The sequence below is a fragment of the Clavibacter sp. CT19 genome (genome assembly GCF_027858075.1).
GTDB classification, from domain to species: Bacteria; Actinomycetota; Actinomycetes; order Actinomycetales; family Microbacteriaceae; genus Clavibacter; species Clavibacter tessellarius_A.
Genome location: NZ_JAQHYR010000002.1, coordinates 232980 through 256196 on the forward strand (window position 1 = coordinate 232980; position 23217 = coordinate 256196).

At 73.1% G+C, this 23217-nt stretch carries 21 protein-coding genes; 9 read left to right on the plus strand and 12 right to left on the minus strand.

Annotated features, from left to right (window positions below; all coding sequences use genetic code 11):
* Positions 1-8: 8 nt before the first annotated feature.
* The gene (locus PED38_RS03330) at positions 9-1376 is read left to right on the plus strand and encodes an L-serine ammonia-lyase (RefSeq protein WP_270979734.1); all 1368 of its coding nucleotides are present in this window, start codon (positions 9-11) and stop codon (positions 1374-1376) included.
* 37 nt (positions 1377-1413) lie between these two features.
* Complete coding sequence (locus tag PED38_RS03335) at positions 1414-1767, plus strand: SdpI family protein (RefSeq protein WP_063071486.1); 354 nt, start codon at positions 1414-1416, stop codon at positions 1765-1767.
* Between the two features lie 45 nt (positions 1768-1812).
* On the opposite strand, the gene PED38_RS03340 is transcribed toward PED38_RS03335, so the two are convergent.
* From PED38_RS03340 to PED38_RS03355, 4 genes are all read right to left on the minus strand, one after another.
* The gene (locus tag PED38_RS03340; RefSeq protein WP_270979736.1) at positions 1813-2247 is read right to left on the minus strand and encodes a hypothetical protein; all 435 of its coding nucleotides are present in this window, start codon (positions 2245-2247) and stop codon (positions 1813-1815) included.
* Between the two features lie 138 nt (positions 2248-2385).
* Complete coding sequence (locus PED38_RS03345) at positions 2386-3492, minus strand: hypothetical protein (protein ID WP_270979738.1); 1107 nt, start codon at positions 3490-3492, stop codon at positions 2386-2388.
* The gene (locus PED38_RS03350; protein ID WP_270979740.1) at positions 3489-4307 is read right to left on the minus strand and encodes an IclR family transcriptional regulator; all 819 of its coding nucleotides are present in this window, start codon (positions 4305-4307) and stop codon (positions 3489-3491) included. Before PED38_RS03350 ends, PED38_RS03345 begins: the two co-directional genes overlap by 4 nt.
* Positions 4301-5095 carry an NAD-dependent epimerase/dehydratase family protein gene (locus PED38_RS03355; RefSeq protein ID WP_270979742.1) on the minus strand — a complete coding sequence of 265 codons (795 nt, stop codon included), beginning with the start codon at positions 5093-5095 and terminating at the stop codon, positions 4301-4303. Before PED38_RS03355 ends, PED38_RS03350 begins: the two co-directional genes overlap by 7 nt.
* Positions 5096-5206: 111 nt before the next feature.
* Here PED38_RS03355 and PED38_RS03360 point away from each other — a divergent pair, with 111 nt between their 5' ends.
* Genes PED38_RS03360 through PED38_RS03380 form a run of 5 tightly spaced genes read left to right on the plus strand, consistent with a single transcriptional unit; the run spans position 5207 to position 10607 of the window.
* A complete protein-coding gene (locus PED38_RS03360; RefSeq protein ID WP_270979744.1) occupies positions 5207-6553 on the plus strand; it encodes an ABC transporter substrate-binding protein in 1347 nt (448 codons plus the stop codon).
* Positions 6550-7512, plus strand: coding sequence for a carbohydrate ABC transporter permease (locus PED38_RS03365; RefSeq protein WP_270979746.1), 963 nt, complete (start codon positions 6550-6552; stop codon positions 7510-7512). The genes PED38_RS03360 and PED38_RS03365 overlap by 4 nt, the downstream gene beginning before the upstream one ends.
* Positions 7509-8414, plus strand: a complete 906-nt coding sequence (locus PED38_RS03370; protein ID WP_270979747.1) for a carbohydrate ABC transporter permease — start codon at positions 7509-7511, stop codon at positions 8412-8414. Before PED38_RS03365 ends, PED38_RS03370 begins: the two co-directional genes overlap by 4 nt.
* A gap of 4 nt (positions 8415-8418) precedes the next feature.
* Entirely contained in the window at positions 8419-9651 is a 1233-nt protein-coding gene (locus tag PED38_RS03375) for an enolase C-terminal domain-like protein (RefSeq protein ID WP_270979749.1), read from the plus strand.
* Positions 9651-10607 (plus strand): 5-dehydro-4-deoxyglucarate dehydratase, encoded by a 957-nt coding sequence (locus PED38_RS03380; RefSeq protein WP_270979751.1) that lies wholly within the window; start codon positions 9651-9653, stop codon positions 10605-10607. Before PED38_RS03375 ends, PED38_RS03380 begins: the two co-directional genes overlap by 1 nt.
* Before the next feature lie 221 nt (positions 10608-10828).
* Here PED38_RS03380 and PED38_RS03385 read toward each other — a convergent pair whose 3' ends face one another.
* From PED38_RS03385 to PED38_RS03410, 6 genes are all read right to left on the minus strand, one after another.
* A complete protein-coding gene (locus PED38_RS03385) occupies positions 10829-11263 on the minus strand; it encodes a hypothetical protein (RefSeq protein WP_270979753.1) in 435 nt (144 codons plus the stop codon).
* A 194-nt stretch (positions 11264-11457) separates the two neighbouring features.
* Positions 11458-11592 carry a hypothetical protein gene (locus PED38_RS03390; RefSeq protein WP_270979754.1) on the minus strand — a complete coding sequence of 45 codons (135 nt, stop codon included), beginning with the start codon at positions 11590-11592 and terminating at the stop codon, positions 11458-11460.
* A gap of 118 nt (positions 11593-11710) precedes the next feature.
* Positions 11711-12145, minus strand: coding sequence for a hypothetical protein (locus PED38_RS03395; protein ID WP_063071444.1), 435 nt, complete (start codon positions 12143-12145; stop codon positions 11711-11713).
* A 141-nt stretch (positions 12146-12286) separates the two neighbouring features.
* Positions 12287-12718 carry a hypothetical protein gene (locus PED38_RS03400; protein WP_063071443.1) on the minus strand — a complete coding sequence of 144 codons (432 nt, stop codon included), beginning with the start codon at positions 12716-12718 and terminating at the stop codon, positions 12287-12289.
* 144 nt (positions 12719-12862) lie between these two features.
* Entirely contained in the window at positions 12863-14764 is a 1902-nt protein-coding gene (locus PED38_RS03405) for a thioredoxin domain-containing protein (RefSeq protein WP_063071456.1), read from the minus strand.
* 39 nt (positions 14765-14803) lie between these two features.
* The gene (locus tag PED38_RS03410; RefSeq protein WP_063071442.1) at positions 14804-15973 is read right to left on the minus strand and encodes a magnesium and cobalt transport protein CorA; all 1170 of its coding nucleotides are present in this window, start codon (positions 15971-15973) and stop codon (positions 14804-14806) included.
* A 329-nt stretch (positions 15974-16302) separates the two neighbouring features.
* On the opposite strand from PED38_RS03410, the gene PED38_RS03415 reads away from it, so the two are divergent.
* Complete coding sequence (locus tag PED38_RS03415; protein ID WP_270979756.1) at positions 16303-16788, plus strand: hypothetical protein; 486 nt, start codon at positions 16303-16305, stop codon at positions 16786-16788.
* A gap of 24 nt (positions 16789-16812) precedes the next feature.
* Here PED38_RS03415 and PED38_RS03420 read toward each other — a convergent pair whose 3' ends face one another.
* Both PED38_RS03420 and PED38_RS03425 read right to left on the minus strand, forming a co-directional pair.
* Positions 16813-17655 carry an aldo/keto reductase gene (locus PED38_RS03420; RefSeq protein ID WP_270979758.1) on the minus strand — a complete coding sequence of 281 codons (843 nt, stop codon included), beginning with the start codon at positions 17653-17655 and terminating at the stop codon, positions 16813-16815.
* Positions 17652-19244: a long-chain-fatty-acid--CoA ligase gene (locus PED38_RS03425; protein ID WP_270979760.1), complete on the minus strand. Its 1593-nt coding sequence runs from the start codon at positions 19242-19244 to the stop codon at positions 17652-17654. Before PED38_RS03425 ends, PED38_RS03420 begins: the two co-directional genes overlap by 4 nt.
* Positions 19245-19382: 138 nt before the next feature.
* Here PED38_RS03425 and hrpA point away from each other — a divergent pair, with 138 nt between their 5' ends.
* A complete protein-coding gene (gene hrpA, locus PED38_RS03430; RefSeq protein ID WP_270979761.1) occupies positions 19383-23207 on the plus strand; it encodes an ATP-dependent RNA helicase HrpA in 3825 nt (1274 codons plus the stop codon).
* Positions 23208-23217 lie beyond the last annotated feature (10 nt).

Genomic DNA, 23217 nt, shown 5'->3' on the forward strand with positions numbered 1-23217 from the left:
CTGGCGGGATGACAGCGTACGTCTCGGCACTCGACCTCTTCTCCATCGGGATCGGGCCGTCGAGCTCGCACACCGTCGGCCCCATGCGCGCGGCCCTGCTCTTCGCCGAGGAGTGCAGGGCGTCGCCCCGGTTCACGGAGATCGCGCGCGTCACGGTGCGGCTGTACGGCTCGCTCGGCGCGACCGGGCTCGGCCACGGCACGCCCGACGCGGTCGTCGCGGGGCTCGCGGGGCTGGCGCCCGAGACGTGCGACCCGGACGAGGTGCGCGGGCGCTGGTCGGGGCTCGGCGAGGGCGTCGACGTGCCGCTCGCGGGGATCCACCCCGTGCGCATGGTCGGACGCGACCTCACCTTCGAGCCGTTCACGCGCCTCCCCCGCCACCCCAACGCGATGCACCTCGCGGCCCTCGACGCCGACGGCGGCACGGTGCTCGAGAGCACGTGGTTCTCGGTCGGCGGCGGCTTCGTGCTGCGCGAGGACCAGGCGCCCTCCGCGGTGCTGCCCACCGGGCTCCCCCACTCCTTCTCCAACGCCGACGAGCTCATCGCCCTCGCCGAGTCGACCGGCCGCTCCATCGCCGACGTCGCGCGCGACACCGAGGAGTCGATCCACGGATCCCGCCGGGCCGTCGCGGGGCTCGACGCGATCTGGGACGCCATGGCCGCGTGCGTCTCCGCAGGGCTCGACGGCCAGGGCACGCTGCCCGGCGGCCTCAACGTGCGGCGGCGGGCAGCGCGGGTCGCCTCGCAGCTCGCGACCATCGACGCCGAGGGCACGCGCGACACCAGCCACGAGTGGCTGCACGCGTTCGCGCTCGCGGTGAACGAGGAGAACGCGTCGGGCGGCCGCGTGGTCACGGCGCCGACGAACGGCGCGGCCGGGATCATCCCCGCGGTCGGCTCCTACTACCTCCGGTTCGTGCCCGGCGCCGACCGCGGCGGCATCCGCGACTTCCTGCTCACCGCGACCGCGATCGGCTCGCTCGTGAAGGCGAACGCGTCCATCTCGGGCGCGGAGGCCGGCTGCCAGGGCGAGGTCGGCACGGCGTGCGCGATGGCGGCGGGCGCGCTCTGCGCCGTGCTCGGCGGATCCCCGCGGCAGGTCGAGAACGCCGCCGAGATCGCGATGGAGCACCACCTCGGCCTCACCTGCGATCCGGTGGGCGGGCTCGTGCAGATCCCCTGCATAGAGCGGAACGCGATCGCCGCGTCGACCGCCGTGAACGCCGCGCGCATGGCGCTGCACGGCGACGGCACGCACCTCGTCTCGCTCGACACCGTGATCGAGACCATGCGGCAGACGGGCCTCGACATGTCCACCAAGTACAAGGAGACGTCCACGGGCGGCCTCGCGGTGAACGTCATCGAGTGCTGAGGGCGGCGGGCGCGCCCCGCCGTGACAGGCTGTCCGCATGGGCGCTCCCGCACTGCTCCTCGCCGTCGCGGCGCTGCTCATCCTCGGCACCACGCAGGTCGCCGCGTGGGGCGGCCTCAAGCGCAACGGCTGGATCGGGATCCGCACGCGCCCCCTCATGGCGAGCGACGAGGCCTGGCGCGCCGGCCACCGCGCGGCCCTGCCCGCCCTCCGCGGCACCTGCATCCCCGTCGCGATCGGCGGCGTGATCGGCGCGGCCGCGAGCGGCGTGGGGATGAACAGCGTCGCGACCTGGGGCGCGCTGCTGCTCGTCGCGGGGATCGCGTGGGGCACCTTCCGCGCGGGGCGCGCGGCGAAGGCCGTCACTCGGACGCGCGATCCCGGACGCTGAACGGCCCCGCCCACGTGGGACGGGGCCGCCCGGCTCACCTCGGGATCAGCGGTGCCACCAGGAGAAGCCGCCTGTCCTCACGGGGTGGATCTTGTCGAAGGGCGACGTGTACTTGTAGATGGCGTTGACGTCGAGTCCGGGGCAGGGGTCGGTCCCGGTGTCGCTGCGCTGCCCGAACTCCTCGCACGTCATCATGTCGAACCTCTGCTCCGCCGAGGAGCCCTGCCACGCGTAGCCGTAGTACTGGAACATGAACTTCAACTTCTGGTGGCAGGTGTCCGGGCCGCCCTTGTAGACCTTGACGATGAGGCCCGACCCGATCTCCCCGTCGGACTGCGACGAGTTCCAGGTGCCGCACACGCGGTAGTTGGACTGCGCCTGGGCAGCCGGTGCGGGGCCGGCCGCGAGGCCTGCCGAGACGAGGGCGAAGGCGGCGAGGCCGCCGGCGAGGAGGCGCGGGAGGGCGCGGGGGAGCTTCATGGATCATCCGTCCTGTCGGGGAACCACGGGACCGTGGCTCTCGGAGCATAGGGCCGAGCCGCACGCGCACCAGGGAACGTTCCCCATGACCGGACATGGGCGAGCGTCACGGGCGGATGCGCGGGGTCGGCGACGCCCTCAGGCCCCTGCGCCCGCCGCGCTGAGGGCGTCGCCGATCGCCGCCAGCCGCGCCCGACCCACGAGGCCCAGGTGATAGACGTACGTGTCGTCGAGCCGCGCGACGGCGCCGGGCCAGCCGTCGCGGATGCTCGCGGGCGTGGCCGGCGGCAGCGCCCAGAGGTAGCCGCCGATGCGCGTGCCGGGCAGCCGTCCGCGGAGCGCGCGCATCGCATCCGGGTCGTGCGCCACGGCGTCGAGCACGACCACGCCGTCCACGAGGTCGACGTCGTCGAGGAGCGCGGCGAACGGGCCGGTGGCCCACGGATCCTCCTGCGCGTGCACCACGACGCGGCGCACCCCGGCGTCGCGGGCCGCGGCGACGCAGCCGATGAGCAGCTCACGCCGCGCTCGGGCGCGCACGCGCAGGACGGCATCGAGCCCGGCGAGGCCGCCGCCGCCGTCCACCCGCGCGCGGACCTCGGCCCGGAGCGCGTCCGGATCCTCGCCCTCCCCCGCGAGCAGCGCCACGCAGACCGCGCAGAAGCAGATGGACATGAGCGCCTCCGCCTCCGCCGACCAGTCGGCGCCCGCGGTCTTCTCGTGGTGCCCGAGGTGGCCGACGCCCATGGGGCCGCACGCCTCGAGCATCACGCCGTCGAGGTCGGCCGCCCGGACCGTCTCGGCGACCAGCGCCGTCGCGTACTCGCGCACCTCGGGCCGCGCCGGGCAGAGCGCGTACGGGTACGCCTCGCCGAACGCGTTGACGACGCGGGACTCGGGGTTCCGCGTGCCGACCGAGGTGGAGTGCGTGAGCACGATCCACGCCTCGACGCCCAGGCCCGCCGCGCGCGCCACGGCGGCGGCGCGCGCGAAGGCGTCCGGGCCGACCCACGGCGTGCGGTCCTCCGGGCGGAGCGCGCCGAACGCCTCCTCCCGCGCCGGCAGGTACAGCGCGGCCGAGGTCGCATCCACGATGCGGTGGCGAGGATGCAGCGGCGTCGCGGCCCGCACCGAGTGGTAGGCGGTGGCGATGGCGACGCCGTCTCCCCCGGCGGCCCGCACGCGCGCGCCCGCGTCGGGATCGTCGATCAGGTCCCACGGGTACGCGCAGAAGGAGACGCTCACCGGACGCCCGCCGAGCGGAGCTCCTGCGCGAGGCGGCCCGCATGGGAGCCGATGATGCGCGCGACCCGCGCGACCTCCGCGGGCGTCGCGCGTTCGATCGGCATCGAGCAGCTGATGGCGTCGGTCGCGGGGATCCGGTACCCCACGCTGACCGCGACGCAGCTGACGCCGAGCAGGTTCTCCTCGCGCTCGTGGGCGTGGCCGCGCTCGTGCGCCGCGTCGAGCTGGGCGTCGAGCGCGCGGCGGTCGGTGACCGTGTTCTCGGTCAGCGCCGCGAGCGGGCCGTCGCCCAGCGCCTCCGCCCGCTCCTCCGGGCTGAGCTCGGCGAGCAGCGCCTTGCCGAGCGAGGTCGCGTGCGCGGGCAGCTGCCGGCCGACGCGGGAGGTGGCGCGGCGCGACTCGGTGGTCTCGCGCGTGGCGAGGTACAGCACGCGGGCGCCCTCCCGCCGGGCGTAGTGGGCGGTGTACCCGGTCTCGTCGCGGACGCGCTCGAGCACCGGCAGCGCGTGCGGCAGCGCCCGGTCGCGGTCGAGGTAGGCGGTGCCGACGACGAGCGCGCGGGATCCGATGGAGACGTGCGTGCCGTCCTGCAGCATCTCGATCCACCCGCTCGCGGCCATCGTGTGCAGCAGCTGGTGCAGGCTCGAGCGCGGGTAGCCCGACGCGCGGTGCAGGTCGACGACCGACAGCGGCTCGCGCGCCTCCGCCAGCCGCTCCAGCAGCGCGAGCGTGCGCTCCGCCGACTTCACGGGTCGCGCGGCGCGGTCCTCGGCGGGCTCGGTCGCGGGCTCGGTCGCCGGGTCCTTCGTCACCATGCGTCTCCCAGCGCGTGCTGCGGGGCGGCCCATTCGCCGCCGATGAGCCCGTTCGCGTCGGCGTCGTCCCCGTCGACCACGCCGTCCGCGAAGGCCTCCGCGTCGTCCTCAGGGTAGTAGCCGATCCGCTCGCCAGCGTCGGGGAGGAACCACGCGCGGGTGTTGCGCGAGACGCCCCAGACGACGTGGGCGCCGGGCTCCTCCAGCCGGGCGGCGGCCTCGATCAGGCGCGCGAGGTCCGGGAAGGAGAGCCAGGTGGAGAGCGAGCGGCGGCCCGTGGGGCGCTCGAGGAGGGTGCCGATGCGCGCGCTCACGACGCTCATCCCGTGGCGGTCGGCGTAGACGGATCCGAGCGCCTCCATCGCCGCCTTCGTCACGCCGTAGAAGCTGTCCGGCCGCGGGGGCAGCTGGTCGACCGGCTCTGCGGGGATGGGATGGAAGCCGACGGCGTGCGTCGAGCTCGCGAGCAGCACGCGCCGGACGCCCTCGTCGCGCGCGGCCTCGAGCACGCAGCGGGTGCCGTCGATGTTGGCGGCGACCACGTCGTCCCACGCGCGCTCGCGGCTGATGCCGCCGAGGTGCACCACGAGGTCCGCGCCGCGCACGGCCTCGCGCACGGCGTCGACGTCGCGCACCGAGGCGACGACGGCGCGCTCCCCCGCGACGGGATCGGGATCCACCAGGTCGAGGAGCACGAGCTCGTGCCCCGCCGCCCGCAGCAGGGGCCGGACGCCCCGCCCGGCCATGCCGGCCGCTCCCGTCATCGCGATGCGCCTCGCGTCCGCCATCCCGTGCCTCCTCGCCGGTGGTCCCGGCGATTGACATCACCAGGTGGTCCACCTACGGTAGCAGCGCATTCACACTGACGTAATGCATTCGCCCATGTAAATGGAGATCCGATGATGAAGATCCGATTCGCGCGGCGGACGATCGCCCTCGTCTCCGTCGCCGCGCTCGCGGGCGGCCTCAGCGCCTGCTCCCCGGGCGGTGGCGGGCAGACGTCCGCCGACGACCGCTCCCTCGAGGTCTGGACGCGGAGCACGCCCGAGGACGCCGCCTCGTACCAGCTCGTGTTCGACGCCTTCACCGCGAAGACGGGCATCCGGATCGACTACAAGCCGGTCCCCGAGTTCGACACCCAGCTCCAGGCCCGCGCGCAGCAGAAGAGCCTGCCGGACGTCATGGTCAACGACGCCGGGAATCTCGGCACTTACGTCTCGCAGGGCTTCGTCCTCCCGGTCGACCGCGCCACGCTCGCCGGCGCCGACCAGATCTCCGACGCCACCTGGGACAGCACGCGCGGCACCGACGGCGACCTCTACGGCGTCCCGTGGTCGCGCCAGGCGAACGTCACCGTGATCCGCAAGGACTGGCGGGAGAAGCTCGGCCTGCCCGTGCCGAAGACGTGGGACGACCTCGCCGCGCTCGCGACGGCGTTCGCCGAGGACGACCCCGACGGCGACGGCAAGGCCGACACCTACGGCATGGTCGTGCCCGGCAGCGCCGAGAGCGGCTACATCGCGCGCTGGTCGGCGTCGTACATCTGGCAGGCCGGCGGCGACATCCTGAAGGACGAGGGCGGCGGCACGTACTCCGCCGACTTCGACAACCCGGGCACGGAGACCGCGGTGGAGTGGATCCGCGACCGGTTCTGCACGCCCGGCGCGGTCGTCCCCGGATCCGTCAACCTCACCACCGCGAACACCCCGTTCTTCGCGCAGGGCACCGCCGGCATCTACCAGACCGGCCCGTACAACATCAGCTCGTTCGACGAGGCGGTGGGCGAGGACAACGTGGAGGTGATCCCGACCCCGGAGGCCCCCGGCGGCGGCACCGACTCGCTCGCGGAGGGCGAGGACATCTACTTCGGCGCGGCCTCGAAGAAGCACGACCTGCAGCAGCAGCTCGCCGAGTTCATGATCACGCCCGAGGCGCAGGAGCTCGCGATGAAGGTGGAGACGAACGCGCAGGGCGTCACGGCGCAGCCGGTCGTGCGGATCCCCGTCAACACGACCGTCGACATCGGCCGGGTGAAGCAGGACCCGCGCTGGGACACCGCCAAGGAGGTCTACGAGGACCACGGGCGCAGCTTCCCCTGGGCGATCGACTTCACGCCGTACCGGCAGATCGTCGCCGACGGTCTGAACGGGGTCATCTCGGACTGCTCGAGCGACATCCCGGGCGCGATGGAGGACATCCAGTCGCAGCTCTCCGACGAGCTCGACGAGCAGGGGGTGCAGCGGTGAGCATCGGCGCCCCCGCCCCCGTCCTCGTGGATCCGGACCGCCGCGCCCTGGCCGCGCCCCGCCCGGTCGAGGCGCCAGGCCGCCTCCCGTTCCGTGGGCGCGCGCTCATCCCGTGGGCGTTCCTCGTACCCGGCCTCGTGCTCGGCGCCCTGTTCAAGTTCCTGCCGATGCTCGACGGCATCCGGATGAGCTTCGTCAAGGTCCAGCCCTTCCTCGGCGACCGGTTCGTGGGGCTCGACAACTACGCGCGCGTGCTCCGCGACCCGCGCTTCACCGAGGCGCTCGGGCACACCGTGCTGCTCGGCGTCGGGCAGACCGTGGGCGCGCTCATCGTCGGATCCGCCCTCGCGCTCCTCCTCGAGGGCACCTCCCGCCGGCTCTGGTTCGTGCGGACAGCCGTGTTCCTGCCCGTCGTCACGGCGCTGGCCGTGGTGGGCGAGATCTGGCGGATCCTCTACTTCCCCACCGAGACCGGGTTCCTCAACTCGCTGCTCGGGGCAGCGGGGATCCCGCCGCAGCAGTTCATCAGCGACCCGTCGACGGCCCTCGGCTACGTGATGCTCGTGGGCATCTGGACGGGCGCGCCCTACAACATGGTGATCATCCTCGCGGGCCTCACCGGCATCGACCGCACGCTCTACGAGGCCGCCGCGGTGGACGGGGTCACGATGCGGCAGCGGTTCCGGTACATCGTGCTCCCCGCGCTCCGCCCGGCCGTGAGCGTGGTGCTCACCCTCGCCGCGATCCGCAGCCTCCGCACCTTCACCGAGGTGTACGTGCTCACGGGCGGCGGGCCGGCCGGATCCACCGAGGTCTGGATGACCCGCGTGTTCTCGCTCGGCTTCAAGGCCAACGACCTGGGCGTCGCGTCGGCGGCGTCGGTGCTGCTGCTCGTGGCGACCCTGGTCCTCACCGTGGGCGTGCGCGCCCTGTCGTCCCGCAAGGAGGAGGTCCAGTGAGCATCCTCGAGCGTCCGAAGGGCCCGGCCCGTCGCAGCGGCGACGGCCAGTTCGACAGCGCCATCGGCTGGAAGCCCGGGCTCCGGCCCTCCAATGCCGTTCGGCTGGTGCTGTGCGTCGTCGCGTTCGCGGTGTTCGCGGCGCCGTTCGTGATCATCGTGTCCGGCGCGTTCGACGCCTTCACGTCGTCGACGAGCGTGCACCTGCTGCCGCAGAAGCTGTCGCTCGAGTCGTTCCGGGTGGCGATCGACAAGGGCGTGCTCGGCTACTTCGCCAACTCGCTCGTGATCGCCGGCGGCGGCCTGGTGCTGCAGGTCGCGGTGGCGATCCTCACCGCCTACGCGCTCGCCCGGCACCGGTTCCGCGGGCAGTCGTTCGTGCTGCTGCTGTTCCTGCTCACGATGATGCTGCCGGAGGAGATCATCGCGATTCCGCTGTCGCAGGCCATCGGCGACGTGGGCGGAACCGGCCTCAGCCTGCGCGGGACCCCGTTCGGCGTGATCCTGCCGGTCGCCGTCTGGGGCTTCTCGATCCTCATCATGACGGAGTTCATGAAGGACATCCCGCTGGAGATCGAGGAGGCCGCGCGCCTCGACGGCTGCGGCGAGCTGCGGATGCTGTGGAGCGTCATCCTCCCGCTGTGCACGCCCGTGCTCGGCGTCGTGACGATCTTCGGCTTCATGATGATCTGGGACCAGTACCTCCTCCCGCTCATCGCCGCCGACAGCCCCAGCGACTACACGCTCACCGTGGCGCTCAGCGTGCTGCGGACCGACGCCACCGTCGGGTCCGGCGTGCTCCTCGCGGGCGCGCTGCTCGCGCTCCTGCCCAGCCTCGTCATCTACCTGCTCATGCAGAGGTCGCTCATCCGGGGGATCACCTCGGGCGCGACGAAGGGATAGCACCATGATCATCCGCGACGTCGTCGTGACCCCCATCGCCTTCCGCGATCCGCCCCTGCTCAACGCCGACGGCGTGCACGAGCCGCTCGCCCTCCGCACCATCGTCGAGCTCGTCGTCGACGGCGGCGTCATCGGCCTCGGCGAGGGCCAGGGCGGCGCGGACGTCGCCGCGCGGCTCGCCGCCGCGCGCGACGCCGTCATCGGGCTCTCCGTGTTCGACCTGCACGGCATCGAGCGGGCGGTCGACGCCGCGCTCGGCGGCGACGCCGGACCGCTCAGCCGCCAGCAGCGCCGCGTCGTCTTCTCGATGCTCGAGGTCGCCGCCCACGACGCCCAGGGGCGCATCACCGGCCTGCCCGTGAGCGAGCTGCTCGGCGGGCGCGTGCGCGACGCCGTGCCGTACAGCGCGTACCTCTTCTACAAGTGGGCCGCGCACCCGGGCGAGGAGCCCGACGCCTTCGGCGAGGCGCTGGATCCGGCCGGCATCGTCGCGCAGGCGCACCTCCTCATCGACCGCTACGGCTTCGGCTCCATCAAGCTCAAGGCGGGCGCGTTCCCGCCAGACGAGGAGGTCGCCGCGATCCGCGCACTGGCCGAGGCGTTCCCGACGCACCCGCTGCGCATCGACCCGAACGGCGCGTGGACCCACGAGACGGCCACGCGCGTCGCGGCCGAGCTCGACGGCGTGCTCGAGTACCTCGAGGACCCGGTGCTCGGCATCGACGGCATGGCCACGGTCGCCGCCGAGGTCGCGCAGCCGCTCGCCACCAACATGTGCGTGGTGACCTTCGAGCAGATCTCGGAGGCGTTCGCGAAGGACGCCGTGCAGATCGTGCTCTCCGACCACCACTACTGGGGCGGCCTCGCGCACACGCGCGAGCTCGCCGCCATCTGCCGCACCTTCGGCGTCGGCCTGTCGATGCACTCCAACTCGCACCTCGGCATCTCGCTCGCGGCCATGACGCACCTCGCCGCCGCGAGCCCCGAGCTCGCCTACGCCTGCGACACGCACTACCCGTGGAACCGCGGCGACGACGTGATCGTGCCGGGCGTGCTCGAGATCGTCGACGGCGCCGTCGCGGTGCCCACGGGCCCCGGCCTCGGCGTCGAGCTCGACCGCGACGCCCTCGCCCGGCAGCACCGCGTGTACCTGGACGCGGGACGCACCACGCGCGACGACACCGGCTACATGCGCACCATCCACCCCTCCTACGACCCCACGCTCCCGAGGTACTGATGACCGACACCGCCCAGGCCCCCGCCGCCGTCCCCTCCGCCCCCGCCGCGCTCGCGCCGTTCGAGGGCGTGCTCTTCTTCCCCGTGACGCCGTTCGACGCGGCCGACCGGGTCGATCAGGACGTGCTCGCCGCCCACGTCGCCGACGGGCTCGCGCACGGCGCGGGCGCCGCGTTCGTCGCGTGCGGCACGGGCGAGTTCCACGCGCTCGGCATCGACGAGCACGCCCAGGTCGTGCGCGCCGGGGTCGCCGCCGCGGGCGGGCGCCACGTCGTCATCGCGGGGGTCGGCGGGCCGCTCGGCCATGCCCGGCGCTGCGCCGAGATCGCCGCGGAGGCGGGGGCCGACGGGATCCTCGTGCTCCCGCCGTACCTCGTGGCCGGCCCGCCGTCCGGCGTCGCCGCGTACGTCGAGGAGATCGCGCGCGCCACGCCCCTGCCGCTCATCGCCTACCACCGCGGCACGGCGCAGCTCACCGACCAGACCGTGGAGCGGCTGCTCGCGCTGCCGGCCCTCGCGGGGATCAAGGACGGCGTGGGCGACGTGGCCCTCTTCCAGCGGTTCGTGCTCGCCGCGCGCCGCGCCGGCCGCCACGACCTGCAGTTCTTCAACGGGCTGCTGACGGCCGAGGCCAGCCAGGCCGCGTACCGCGCGATCGGCGTGCCGCTCTACTCGTCGGCCGTCTTCGCGATGGCCCCGCGCATCGCGCTCGACTTCTACACGGCGTACCGCGACGACGACGTCGAGCGGCAGCGCCTCCTGCTCGACGAGTTCTACACACCGCTCGTGCGGCTCCGCGACCAGACGCCCGGGTTCGCGGTGTCCCTCATCAAGGCGGGGCTGCGGCTGCGCGGCGTGGACGTGGGACCCGTGCGGGCACCCCTCGTGGATCCGTCGCCCCGGCAGCTCGCCGAGCTCGAGCGGATCCTCGCGCACGGGGAGGACGTGCTCGGCTGAGCGCCGTCGTCGCTCGCGCCTGCCGGGGCGCGCTCCGCCGGCGGACGACGGCCCCGTCCACCTGGACGGGGCCGTTCGCGGAGCATCGGCGCAGGTCAGGGGCGCCAGCAGGAGGCGGAGATGCTCCTGTTCGAGGGGCCGCGCACGGGCGCCCGCGACTCCCGTCCGGACGCGGACCGGCCCCGCCCGCGAGCGGACGGGGCCGGTCGGATCAGCCCGGGTCAGCGGTTGTAGAAGTGGAACGACGGCGGGTTCGGGTGGACCCGGTCGTTCGGCGAGGTGTAGGTGTAGATGATGTTCTGATCGAGCTGATAGCAGGGATCCGCACCGGTGCCGCTGCGGCTCCCGAAGTCCTCGCAATTGATCATGTGGAAGTTCTCGTAGGGGTAGGAGCCGCCGTACACCTGCCCGTAGCGCTGCGCCATGAAGTTCATCTTGGAGTCGCACGTCGAGCTTCCGTACTTGTAGACCTTGGTGATCATCCCAGTGCCGATCTCCTCGCCGTAACGTGCGGAGTTGAAGACGCCGCAGACGCGGAAGTTCGATTCGGCCTGGGCTGCAGGCGCGGGGCCGCCGAGGGTGAGCGCGGCGGAGACGACGGCCAGCGCAGCCAGGCCTCCAGCGAGCAGTCGTGAGCGGGCGGGGGAGCGCTTCATCGTGGTGTCCGTCCTGTGGGGATGCGCCGCGGAGCCGCGGCATCAGGAGAGTAGGGAGCGGCGGCGGGAGGGCGGGCGGACGTTCCCCACAGCCGGAGACGCGGAACACGCCGAACACCGGCGCTTGCCAGTCGGATGTCTGACGAGTCACCTTCCGCACCCCGGCCGGACGCCGAACCGACGTCAGCCGGACATCAGCGCACGGTCGCTGCGAGCTGGTCGGCGAGCGCCTGGGCGTCCGTGACCGGCAGGCGGCAGACGAAGCCGGAGCAGAGGTAGGCGGTGGGCCCGGGTGCCGCCGTGCGGTCGGCCGTGGTCCGGCACTTCAACGGGCTGCTGACGGCCGAGGCCAGCCAGGCCGCGTACCGCGCGATCGGCGTGCCGCTCTACTCGTCGGCCGTGCCCGCTCGGACGGGGCCGACCGGTCGGACGGGGTCGGCGCCGGTCTCAGGGGCGCCAGTAGGAGAACGCCGGATTGTCGGCGGGGTAACGCGCGTCCCCCGACGACGTGAACTTGTAGATGGCGTTCTGCACGAGCTGGTAGCACGGGTCGCCGTCGACCCCGATGCGCTCGGCCAGGCTCTCGCAGCGGATCATGACCGCCGTGTGCTGGACGGAGGATCCGCTGTACGCCTCGGGGTAGTGGTCCTTCATGTACTGCAGCTTCTGGGCGCACGTGGAGTCGCCGTTCTTGTAGACCTTGACGACGAGGCCCGTGCCGATGCCGTTGGCGAAGCTCGACGAGTTCCAGGCGACGCAGACCCGGAAGTTGGCCTGCGCGTGGGCCGCGGGCGCGGGCCCCGCGACGAACGTGGCGAGGCAGAGGCCGGCGGCGGCGAGGGCGCCGAGGCAGAGGCGGAAGAGCCGGGACGGGATGGGCATGCGGGGCTGCTCCTCGAGACGGGGGACGCGCACGGGATCCCGTGGCGGGGGAAGGGTAGCGAGTCCCCGCGGCGCGGGTCGGCGCTCCTCCCGGGCCCCGGACGCGGACCGCGCGGGTCCGCGTCCGGGCGCGCGACAGAGTCAGGACCTCCAGTACGAGAATCCGGGGTTCGTGACCGGGTGGACGTAGTCGTACCTCGAGCTGTACTCGTAGATGGCGTTCTGCGTGAGCTGGTAGCACGGGTCGCCGAGGTACCCGATGCGCCCCGCGAAGTCCTCGCACGTCATGAGGCGCGTCGCGTGCTGGACGGAGGATCCCTGGTAGGCCTCGCCGTAGTGGTCGTACATGTACTCGAGCTTCTGGTCGCACGTGAACGAGCCGTTCTTGTAGACCTTGACGACGAGGCCCGTGCCGAGCCCGCCGGACACCGCCGAGTTCCACGCGGCGCAGATGCGCACGTTCGATTGCGCTTCGGCGGCGGGAGCGGGACCTGCGGCGAGGACGGAGAGGACGAGACCGGCGGTGGCGGACGCGCCGAACGCGAGGCGCGCGAGCTGACGGGTGGGGCGCATGGGGATGCTCCTTCGGGCGGGGGATCGCGCACGGGATGCCGTGGCGGACGGAGGCTAGCGATTCCGCTCCCCCGCGCTCGCGGTTCCTCCCCGGGTACTCGCGGGCGCGACGCGGGACCGAGCCTCCGCGCGATGCCCCCGCCCTCAGGGGAGCGCGACCAGCTGCTCGCGGAGCGCGTCCGCCGTCGTCACGGGGAGGCGGCACGAGAACGCGCGGCACACGTAGGCCGTCCCGGTGGATCCCGCGTCGCGGTCGGCGAGCAGCTCGAAGCCCGCGTCGGCCCAGGCGCGCGCGGCCGACTCCGCGACCACGATCGCCACGTCGGGCGGGCGGACGCGGCCCCGCGCGACCAGGGCGAGCGGGTCGGTGGCGCCGGGATCCGCGTCCGGCACGACCACCACGAGCTGCCGCGCCGCCGCGTCGATCGCCGCCGCCTGCTCGAGCGCGCCGCCGAAGGCGATCGGCCGGGTGGCACCGGCAGCCGCCACCGTCGCGAGCGCGGCGCGCGCGGCCCGGTCGTAGCGCGGATCCGCCGTCAGCTGCCCGAGCACGCGCGCGGCCGAGGACGCCGCCGTGAGGCCCGACGGGTACGCGCCCTCGGACGGGTCGGCGGCGAGGTCGAGGCCGAAGCCGGCGAGCACCGGATCCACGCCCGTCGGCACCCGGAAGCCCGCGGCGCCCGGTCGCGGATCGGCCTCGGCGGCCGCGATCAGCGCGTCGACGAGCGCCCGCGCCCGCACCGCGTACGCGACCTCACCCGTGGCGAGCGCGAGCGCGAGCAGCCCGTCGGCGAGCATCCCGTGGTCCTCCAGCGTCGCGACCGCGGGCGAGACGCGTCCTTCGATGGAGGCGCGGACGAGCGACCCGTCCATGCGCACGTGCTCCGCGAGCAGCATGTCGGCGGCGGCGCACGCGGCGTCGATCCACGCGGGCCGGTCGAACGCGCGCCCCGCCCGGGCGAGCGCGCCGATCGCGAGCCCGTTCCATCCCGTGAGCACCTTCCCGTCGACCGCGGGCGGCTCCTCGGCCGCGCGGCCCGCGGCGTCCAGCGCGTAGTACCCGCCCTCGACGCGGCGCCCGCCGACGGTGCTCTCCGAGTCCTGCGCGGACGCGAACCCGCCCGACGCCCGCCGCAGCGTCCCCGTGAGGAAGGCGACGATGCCCGCGGCGACGTCCTCGTCGCCCGCCCGCGCGTACGCGTCGAGGAGCAGCGCGTTGTCGTAGAGCATCCGCTCGTAGTGCGGCTCGGACCAGTCGCGGCGCGTGGAGTAGCGGAAGAAGCCGCCCTCGACCGGGTCGCGCAGGTCGGATCCGGCCATCGCGTCGAGGGTGCGGCGCACGAGCGCGCGGGTCGCCTCCGCGCGCGGTGCGGCGAGCACGCCGGACTCGGCGAGCGTGTCGAGCAGCAGCACGACGGGCGCCACGGGGAACTTGGGCGCGGATCCGAACCCGCCGTGCTCCCCGTCTTCGAAGCCGGCGAGCTCGGCGGCGACCCGGTCGAGGGCGGCGTCGTCGGGCAGCGGCGAGGCGACGGATCCGCGCGCCGAGGCCTCCCGGATGGCCGAGCTCAGCTGCCCCGCGCCCTGCTCGACCTGGTCGCGCCGCGTGGTCCACGCGTCGGCGACGGCGTCGAGCACCTGCCGGAACGACGGGTGCCCGGCGCGCGGCTCGGGCGGCGAGTACGTGCCCGCGTGGAAGGTGCGGCCCTCGGGCGTCGTGAACACGTTGAGCGGCCAGCCGAGCTGGTCCGTGAAGGCGCCGGCCGCGGTGATCAGGGCCGCGTCGACCTCGGGGTGCTCCTCGCGGTCGACCTTGATCGCGACGAACCCGTCGTTCAGCCGCGACGCGAGCGCCGGATCCTGGAAGGTCTCGCGCGCCATGACGTGGCACCAGTGGCAGGTGGAGTAGCCGACCGAGACGAGCACCGGCACGTCGCGGCGGCGGGCCTCCGCGAACGCCTCCTCGCCCCACGGCCGCCAGTCGACCGGGTTGTCCGCGTGGCTCTGGAGGTAGGGGCTGACGGCGTCGGCGAGGCGGTTGGGCATGCCGCCCACGCTACGCGCGGGTCAGGGAGGGGCCGAGCGTCAGATCCAGTCGCGCTTGCGGAAGATGCCGTAGAGCACGCCGCTCACGCCGAGCATGAGCACGATCGAGAAGGGGTAGCCCCAGTCCCAGTGCAGCTCCGGCATGATGTCGAAGTTCATGCCGTAGACGCTCGAGACGAGCGTGGGCGCGAAGAGGATGGCCGCCCAGCCGGAGATCTTGCGGGTCTCCACGCTCTGCCGGTTGCTCGACTCGCTGAGCTCCCGCATCTCCTCGTTCTGGCGCTGGCCGACGAGCGTCGAGTTCACCGTGAGGATGTCGCGCAGCAGCACCCGGAACTCCTCCACGCGCTCGTTCACGACGATGACGTGGTCGGCCACGTCGCGGAGCGCCTGCTGGAGGTCCTCGCTGACCTCGTACTTGCCGGATCCCGCCTGCAGCTGCTGCAGCATGCCGCCGAGCGGGCGCACCGCGCGCTGGAAGTCGATGACCTCGCGGCTGAGCTCGTAGATGCGGCGGGACACGGCCGGATCCCCGTCGAAGACCTGGTCCTCGATCTCGTCGATGTCGTTGGCGAGGCCCGTGACGACGGGCGCGTAGCCGTCGACGACCGCGTCGAGGATCGCGTAGAGCACCGACTGGGGCCCGTGGGTGAGGAGCTCGGGCCGCTCCTGCATGCGCGTGCGGATGGCCGAGAGGTCGGGCGACTCGGCGTGCCGGACGGTGATGACGAAGTTGCGGCCGAGGAACACGTGCAGCTCGCCGAACTCCACCTCCTCGCGGTCGTCCACGTAGCGGGCCGCGCGGAGCACGGTGAAGAGGGTAGAGCTGTAGCGCTCGGTCTTGGGGCGCTGGTGGGCCTGCACCGCGTCCTCGACCGCCAGCTCGTGCAGGTCGAACTCCTCGGCGAGCGCCTGGAGCTCCTCCACGGTGGGGCGGTAGAGGCCGATCCAGGCCATGGCGTCGGGCCGCGCGTCGAGCTCGCGGAACGTGTCGGCGAGCGTGGCGGGCGAGGCCACGCGGCAGCCGTCCACGTACACGCCGTTGTCGACGAGGCTGGGGCGGCGCACGCCCGCCTGCTCCGTCTGATCCTCCCGTTCCGACCGCGCCCGCGCCGCACCGCCCGCATGCCCGCCGCCGAGGGGCGCGACGCCCCGGGAGACCACGGACTTGAGGCGCGTGCGGATGCGGTGCTGGGACATGACGGACACCGTACCCGGCGCGCACGGCCATCCCCCGCGGCTCCCCTGAGGCGGCGCCGACCCGCGACGGCGCGGCCCGATCCGCCGGCGACCGCCCGGTGGACGGCGGGTGGACGGCGGGTGGACACTCACAGGCCGCCGACGCGCCGCCGCGGAGCCCGCTACCTTTCAGCCAGCGCCCGATCCCCGTCCGCGTCCACGCCGACCGGGACGCGGTCGCTTCCTCCACCTCTCTCTCCCCCCTCCGCTCCGCAGGACAGCGCGGGCCGCCCCTCACGTGCGACGTCCCTCGCGCACGCGCGGTTCAGCACATCCGCATCCCGACCAGGAAGACCCCCATGACCCGCACGCGCCTCCGCAGCCGCCTCTCCCGCATCCTGTCCGCATCCCTCGTCACGGCGGCGCTCGCGACGGCCGTCGTCGTGTCCGCGCCCGGGGACGCCGCCGAGGCCCAGTCGGGCTACCGGGTGTGCGGCGCCTTCAACTCCTCCACATCGGAGTCCATGCAGCACGGCATCCGGTACCACCAGCCGGTCGCGCCGACCATCGGCACGGGTCTGGTCGCCAAGATCTGGATCCGGGGCGGCGAGACCTGCGAGAGCAAGGTCGGCTTCATGCAGACGTACTACGGTCTCGCCTACCCCGGTTCGTCCGCGGAGTTCACGTTCCACATGGTCACCTGCGAGGCCTTCGGGACGGGCATCACCGGCACGTCGTGGGACCCGTGCAACGGCCTCGAGACGAACAAGATCTACAAGTACACGTCCAAGTTCGACTTCTGGCACCCCGTGCGGTACCCGACGATCAACTGGTGGCACAACTGACCTGACGGGATCCCCGCCACCCGGTCAGACCACCTGATCCGGGTGGCTGCCGACGCGTCCTGCGGCCTCGAGCGCGGTGATCCCGGCCATCTCCTCGTCGGTCAGCGCGAAGTCGAACACGTCGGCGTTCTCGATGAGGCGCGCGCGCCGCGTGGTCTTCGGGAAGACGATCGTGCCGCGCTGCACGTGCCAGCGGAGCACGACCTGCGCGTCGGTGCGGTCGTGCGCACGGGCGGCGTCGCGCACGACCTCGGCGTCCGCGACCGCGCCGCGGGCGAGCGGGCTCCACGCCTGCACCGCGATCCCGTGCTCAACGAGGTACGCGGTGGTCGCGCGCTGCTGGTGCCGCGGGTGCAGCTCGATCTGGTCGACCGCGGGCGCCGGCAGCCCGGCGGCATCCAGCGCCTCGAGGTGCGGCACGAGGAAGTTGGAGACGCCGATCGAGCGGGTCAGCCCCTCCTCGCGCGCCTCGGCGAGCGCCTCCCACGTCTCCACGTAGAGGCCGCGCTCGGCGGCCGGCCAGTGGATGAGGTGCAGGTCGACCGCGGGCACGTCGAGCCGGTCGAGGCTCCGGCGGATCGCGTCGCGCGCCCGGTCGCGGCCGTGGTCGTCGTTCCAGACCTTCGTGGTGACGAACAGCTCGTCGCGCGGGATGCCGGATGCGCGGATCGCCCGCCCGACCCCCTCCTCGTTGCCGTACATGGCGGCCGTGTCGATGTGCCGGTAGCCGACCTCGAGCGCCTCCGCCACGATCCGCTCGGCCTCGTCGTCGGACACCTTGTAGGTGCCCACGCCGAACTGCGGGATCGGGATCCCGTCGCCCATCGGCACCGACGGGATGGGCGTGCGGAGGACGGCCGCGCTCACGCGCCGAACCGCTCGACGAGCTCCCGCTTGAGCACCTTGCCGCTCGGACCGAGCGGCAGCGCCTCCACCACCTCGACCCGCCGCGGGTACTTGTAGGAGGCGATGCGCTCCCGCATGTACGCGACGACCTCCTCCGGATCCACCGTCGCGTCCGACTTCGCCACGATCGCGGCGACGACCTCCTGGCCGTGCAGGTCGTGGGCGACGCCGAACACGGCGCACTGCGCGACGGCCTCGTGCCGGGCGAGCACCTCCTCGACCTCGCGCGGGTACACGTTGTAGCCGTTGCGCAGGATCATGTCCTTCGTCCGGTCGACCACGCGGATGTAGCCGTCCTCGTCGATCGTGCCGAGGTCGCCCGAGCGGAACCAGCCGTCGACGACCGCGCGGGCCGTGTCCTCGGGGCGGTGCAGGTAGCCGTTCATGAGGTTGTGGCCGCGGATCACGATCTCGCCGAGCACGCCGCGCTCGACGAGCTCCACCCGGTCCTCGTGCTCGGGGTCGGCGATCTCGATCTGCACGCCCCAGATGGGCGTGCCGACCGTGCCGGGCCGGGCCGCGACCCCCACGTGGTTGAACGACGCGACGGGCGAGGTCTCCGTGAGGCCGTAGCCCTCGTGGATCTCGGCGTCGAACGCGGCGCGGAACGCGTCGATGACGGCCACCGGGATCGCGGCCCCGCCCGAGATGGCGTAGCGCAGGTGCGGCCGGGCCGGGTTCCGCCCGGCGGCCGCGAGCAGCGCGTAGTACATGGTCGGCACGCCCATGAAGACCTGCGTGTCGTGCTCGACCATGAGCGCGAGCGCCGCGTCGCCGTCGAAGCGCGGCACCATCACGATGGTCGCGCCCGCGCGGAACGACGCGTTCATCGTGCAGGTCTGGCCGAAGGTGTGGAACAGCGGGAGGCAGCCGAGGATCCGGTCGCCCGCGCGCAGGTCGAAGGTGTCGAGCAGCAGCACGTCGACCTGCATCACGAGCGCGAGGTGGCAGCCCTCGGCGCCCTTCGGCTGGCCGGTGGTGCCGGACGTGTAGAGGATCGTCGCGGTGTCGGACGGCCGACGCGGCACGTAGGTGCGGATCGGCGCCGCGGCCTGCGCGAGCTCCTCCAGCCGGTCGGGTCCACCGTCGGTCGCGGCCGGCACGAGCACGCTGATCACGGGCACCTCGGCGAGCGCCGCGCCCTTCGCGCCCTGCTCGAGCAGCGGGCCGGCGCAGACCAGCAGCGCGGATCCGGAGTCGCGCAGCACGTACGCGATCTCCTCGCTCTTCAGCAGCGCGTGCACGGGCACGACCACGCCGCCGAGCGCGAGCACCGCGTAGTACACGCGCGGGAAGTCGGCGACGTTCGGGATGAGCATCGCGACGCGCGTGCCCTCGCCCACGCCGCGGTCGCGGAGGGCGCCCGCGTACGCGCGGGTCTCGTCCCACAGCTGGCGGTAGGTGGTGGAGACGTCGCCGACGACCACGGCAACCCGGTCGGCGTGCCGGTCGGCCGACTCGGCGAGGATCGCGGCGACCGAGACCGAGGAGAATCCGGTCCCCGCCTGCTCGCGGTCGTGCTCGGGGAGGAGGGGCGTGTCGGAGGTCATGGGCGGATCCCGTCGGTCGTCGTCGACTCGGGAGGCGGTGCCGCCCGCGCGCCGACGTGGCCGGCGCCTTGTCTCGAACATATCCACCGCGACCCCCGCCGGGGAGGGCCGACGGCTCGCGGATAGACTGACCCCAGCATGGAATTCAGCATCGCGTACCCGCCGGAGCTCCCCGTCAGCCGGATGCGCGACGAGATCGCCGACGCCATCCGCGACAACCAGGTGGTCATCGTGGCGGGTGCCACGGGCTCCGGCAAGACCACGCAGCTGCCGAAGATCTGCCTCGAGCTCGGCCGCGAGAGCATCGGCCACACGCAGCCCCGCAGGCTCGCCGCGCGCACCATCTCGGAGCGCATCGCGGAGGAGCTCGGCGGCGAGGTCGGCCAGCTCGTGGGCTACCAGGTGCGCTTCACCGACAAGGTCTCGGCCGACACCCGCATCAAGCTGATGACGGACGGCATCCTCCTCAACGAGCTGCAGCGCGACCGGCTGCTCCGGAAGTACGACACGATCATCATCGACGAGGCCCACGAGCGCAGCCTCAACATCGACTTCCTGCTCGGCTACCTCAAGCAGCTGCTCCCGCGCCGGCCCGACCTGAAGCTCATCATCACGTCGGCGACCATCGACCCGCAGAGCTTCTCGAAGCACTTCGGCGACGCGCCCATCGTGGAGGTCTCCGGGCGCACCTATCCGGTGGAGATCCGCTACCGCCCGCTCGTCGCGGAGGCCGCCGTCGCGGGCGAGGACGACGACCTCGCCGACGCGCCCATGGAGCGCCCGGCCGACGATCGCGACTTCCTCGAGGGCATCAACGCGGCCCTCGACGAGCTGGCGGCCGAGTCCTCGGGCGACGTGCTCGTGTTCCTCAGCGGCGAGAACGAGATCCGCGACGCCGAGGACGCGATCCGCAGCCGGAACCTCCCGCACACCGAGGTGCTCCCGCTCTACGGCCGGCTCTCCTCCGCCGACCAGCACCGCGTCTTCCAGCCGTCGACGCAGGCGGGCGTGCGCCGCCGCATCGTGCTCGCCACCAACGTCGCCGAGACGAGCCTCACGGTGCCCGGCATCAAGTACGTGATCGACGCCGGCACCGCGCGCATCTCGCGCTACTCCGTGCGCTCCAAGGTGCAGCGGCTCCCCATCGAGGCCGTCTCGCAGGCCTCCGCGAACCAGCGCTCGGGACGCTCCGGCCGCACGAGCGACGGCATCGCGATCCGCCTGTACTCGGAGGAGGACTTCCTCCGCCGGCCCGAGTTCACCGAGCCGGAGATCCTCCGCACGAACCTCGCGGCCGTGATCCTGCAGATGGTGTCGCTCGGCCTCGGCGACATCGCCGCGTTCCCGTTCCTCCAGCCGCCGGACTCGCGCGGCATCAAGGACGGCGTCGACCTCCTCACCGAGCTGGGCGCGGTCGTCCGCTCCCCCGACGGGACGCCGGCGCTCACGAAGGTGGGCCGCGATCTGTCGCGCCTCCCGATCGACCCGCGGTTCGCGCGCATGGTCGTCGAGTCGCGCAAGCACGGCGTGAGCCGCGAGGTCATGATCATCGTGGCCGGCCTCACCATCCAGGACGTGCGCGAGCGCCCGCTCGAGAAGCGCCCGCAGGCCGACCAGCAGCACGCGCGGTTCGTGGATCCGGCGAGCGACTTCATCACCCTCCTCAACCTCTGGAACCACCTGGAGGAGAAGGAGGCCGAGCTCTCCTCGAGCGCGTTCCGCCGCATGTGCAAGGCGGAGTTCCTGAACTACGTGCGCGTGCGCGAGTGGAAGGACGTCTTCCGGCAGCTGCGCCAGCTCGCCCGCCCGCTCGACCTCACGATGAACGAGCCGAAGGCCGACCCGGACGGCATCCACAAGTCGCTCCTGGCCGGGCTCCTCTCCCACATCGGGTTGAAGGACGCGCAGAAGAAGGACTACGTCGGTGCCCGGCAGTCGCGGTTCGTCGTGTTCCCCGGATCCGCGCTCGCGAAGAAGCAGCCCGACGCGATCATGAGCGCCGAGCTCGTGGAGACCAGCCGCCTGTTCGCGCGCACCAACGCGGCCATCGACCCGGCATGGGCCGAGCCCATCGCGGGCTCTCTCGTGAAGCGCACCCACAGCGAGCCGCACTGGGAGAAGAAGCAGGGCGCGACCGTGGCGTGGGAGCGCGTGACGCTGTACGGCGTCCCCATCGTGCTCAAGCGCCGCGTGCAGTTCTCCCGGATCGACCCGGCGTACGCGCGCGAGCTCTTCATCCGGCACGCGCTCGTCGAGGGCGACTGGGAGTCGCAGCAGGCGTTCGACCGCGCCAACCGGAAGCTCCGCGAGGAGCTCGCCGAGGTCGAGGAGCGCACGCGCCGCCGCGACATCCTCAACGACGACGAGGCCGTCTTCGAGTTCTACGACAAGCGGATCCCGCGCGACGTCGCCTCCACGCGCGCCTTCGAGGGCTGGTGGAAGAAGCAGCGCCAGGAGACGCCCGAGCTCCTCACCATGACCGCCGAGGAGCTCCTCGCCGAGGACGCGGTCGACGTCGACGTCGACGAGGCCGCGTTCCCGCCCACCTGGCAGCAGGGCGACCAGCGCCTCTCCCTCACCTACCGCTTCGAGCCGGGCGCGCCCGACGACGGCGTCACGGTGCAGGTGCCGCTCGCGCTCCTCGCGCGCCTCAGCCCGGCCGGCTTCGACTGGCAGGTGCCGGGCATGCGGCACGACCTCGTCACCGCGATGATCAAGGCCCTCCCGAAGGCGCTGCGGAAGAACGTCGTGCCGGCCGCCGACTGGGCCGCGCGGCTCATCGAGGGGCTGCCGGACCCGGATCCGCAGCACCCCGTGGCCTTCACCACCACCATCGCCGGCCTCATCATGCGGAAGGCGCACGTGCGCGTCGCCGACGACGACTTCGACCTCGACCGGATCCCCGCGCACCTCCGCATGGCGTTCCGGGTCGTCGACGAGCGCGGCCGCGAGGTCGCCGCCGGTCGCGACCTCACCGAGCTGCAGGCGCGGCTCTCCAGCCGCGCCCGCGACAGCGTCGCCCGCGCCACCGCGCGTCCCGTCGAGCGCGTCGCCGGCGCATCCGGACCCGCGACGCGCGGCATGGAGCGCACGGGCCTCACCACGTGGGACCTCGACGAGCTGCCGCGCTTCGTCGACACCGCGCAGGGCGGCACGGGCGACAGCCGCCACGTCATCCGCGCCTACCCCGCGCTCGTCGACGAGGGATCCACCGTCGCGATCCGCCTCATGGCCACCGCCGAGGACCAGGCGCGCGCGATGCCCGGCGGCGTGCGGCGCCTCCTTGTGCTCGCCATCGCGAACCCGTCGGCCTACGTGAAGCAGCACCTCACGAGCCAGGAGAAGCTGATGCTCGCGACGAGCCCGTACCCGAACGTGCAGGCGCTCTTCGACGACTGCCTGCTCGCCTGCATCGACCAGGTGCTCGAGCGCGTGGCCCCGGGCGGCGCGATCTACTCCAAGGAGCTGTTCGAGACGGCGCGCGACCGCGTCTCCGGCGTCGTCATGGACTCGATGTTCGACACGGTCGCGCTCGTCAACCGGATCCTCACGGGGTACCGCGACGCCGAGCGCGCCATCAAGCAGGCCACGAGCATGCAGCTCATCGGCGCGCTCACCGACGCGCGCGAGCAGCTCGCCGGCCTCGTGCACCCGGGCTTCGTCTCGGCCACCGGGCTCGCGCGGCTCCAGCGCCTGCCCGCCTACCTCTCCGGCCTCACCCACCGCGTCCAGCGCCTGCCCGACCAGCCGGCCCGCGACCGCGCGTGGATGACCGAGGTGCAGAAGGCGACCGACCTCTACCGCGAGGCCGGCGGCGTCATCCCGTCGGCGCCGCACGCGCCCGAGTCGCTCGTGCACGCCCGCTGGATGCTCGAGGAGCTGCGCCTCAGCCTCTTCGCCCAGCACCTGCCGACGGCCGAGCCGGTGTCGCTGCAGCGGATCCGCAAGGTGCTCGCGGGCTGAGGCGCGCACC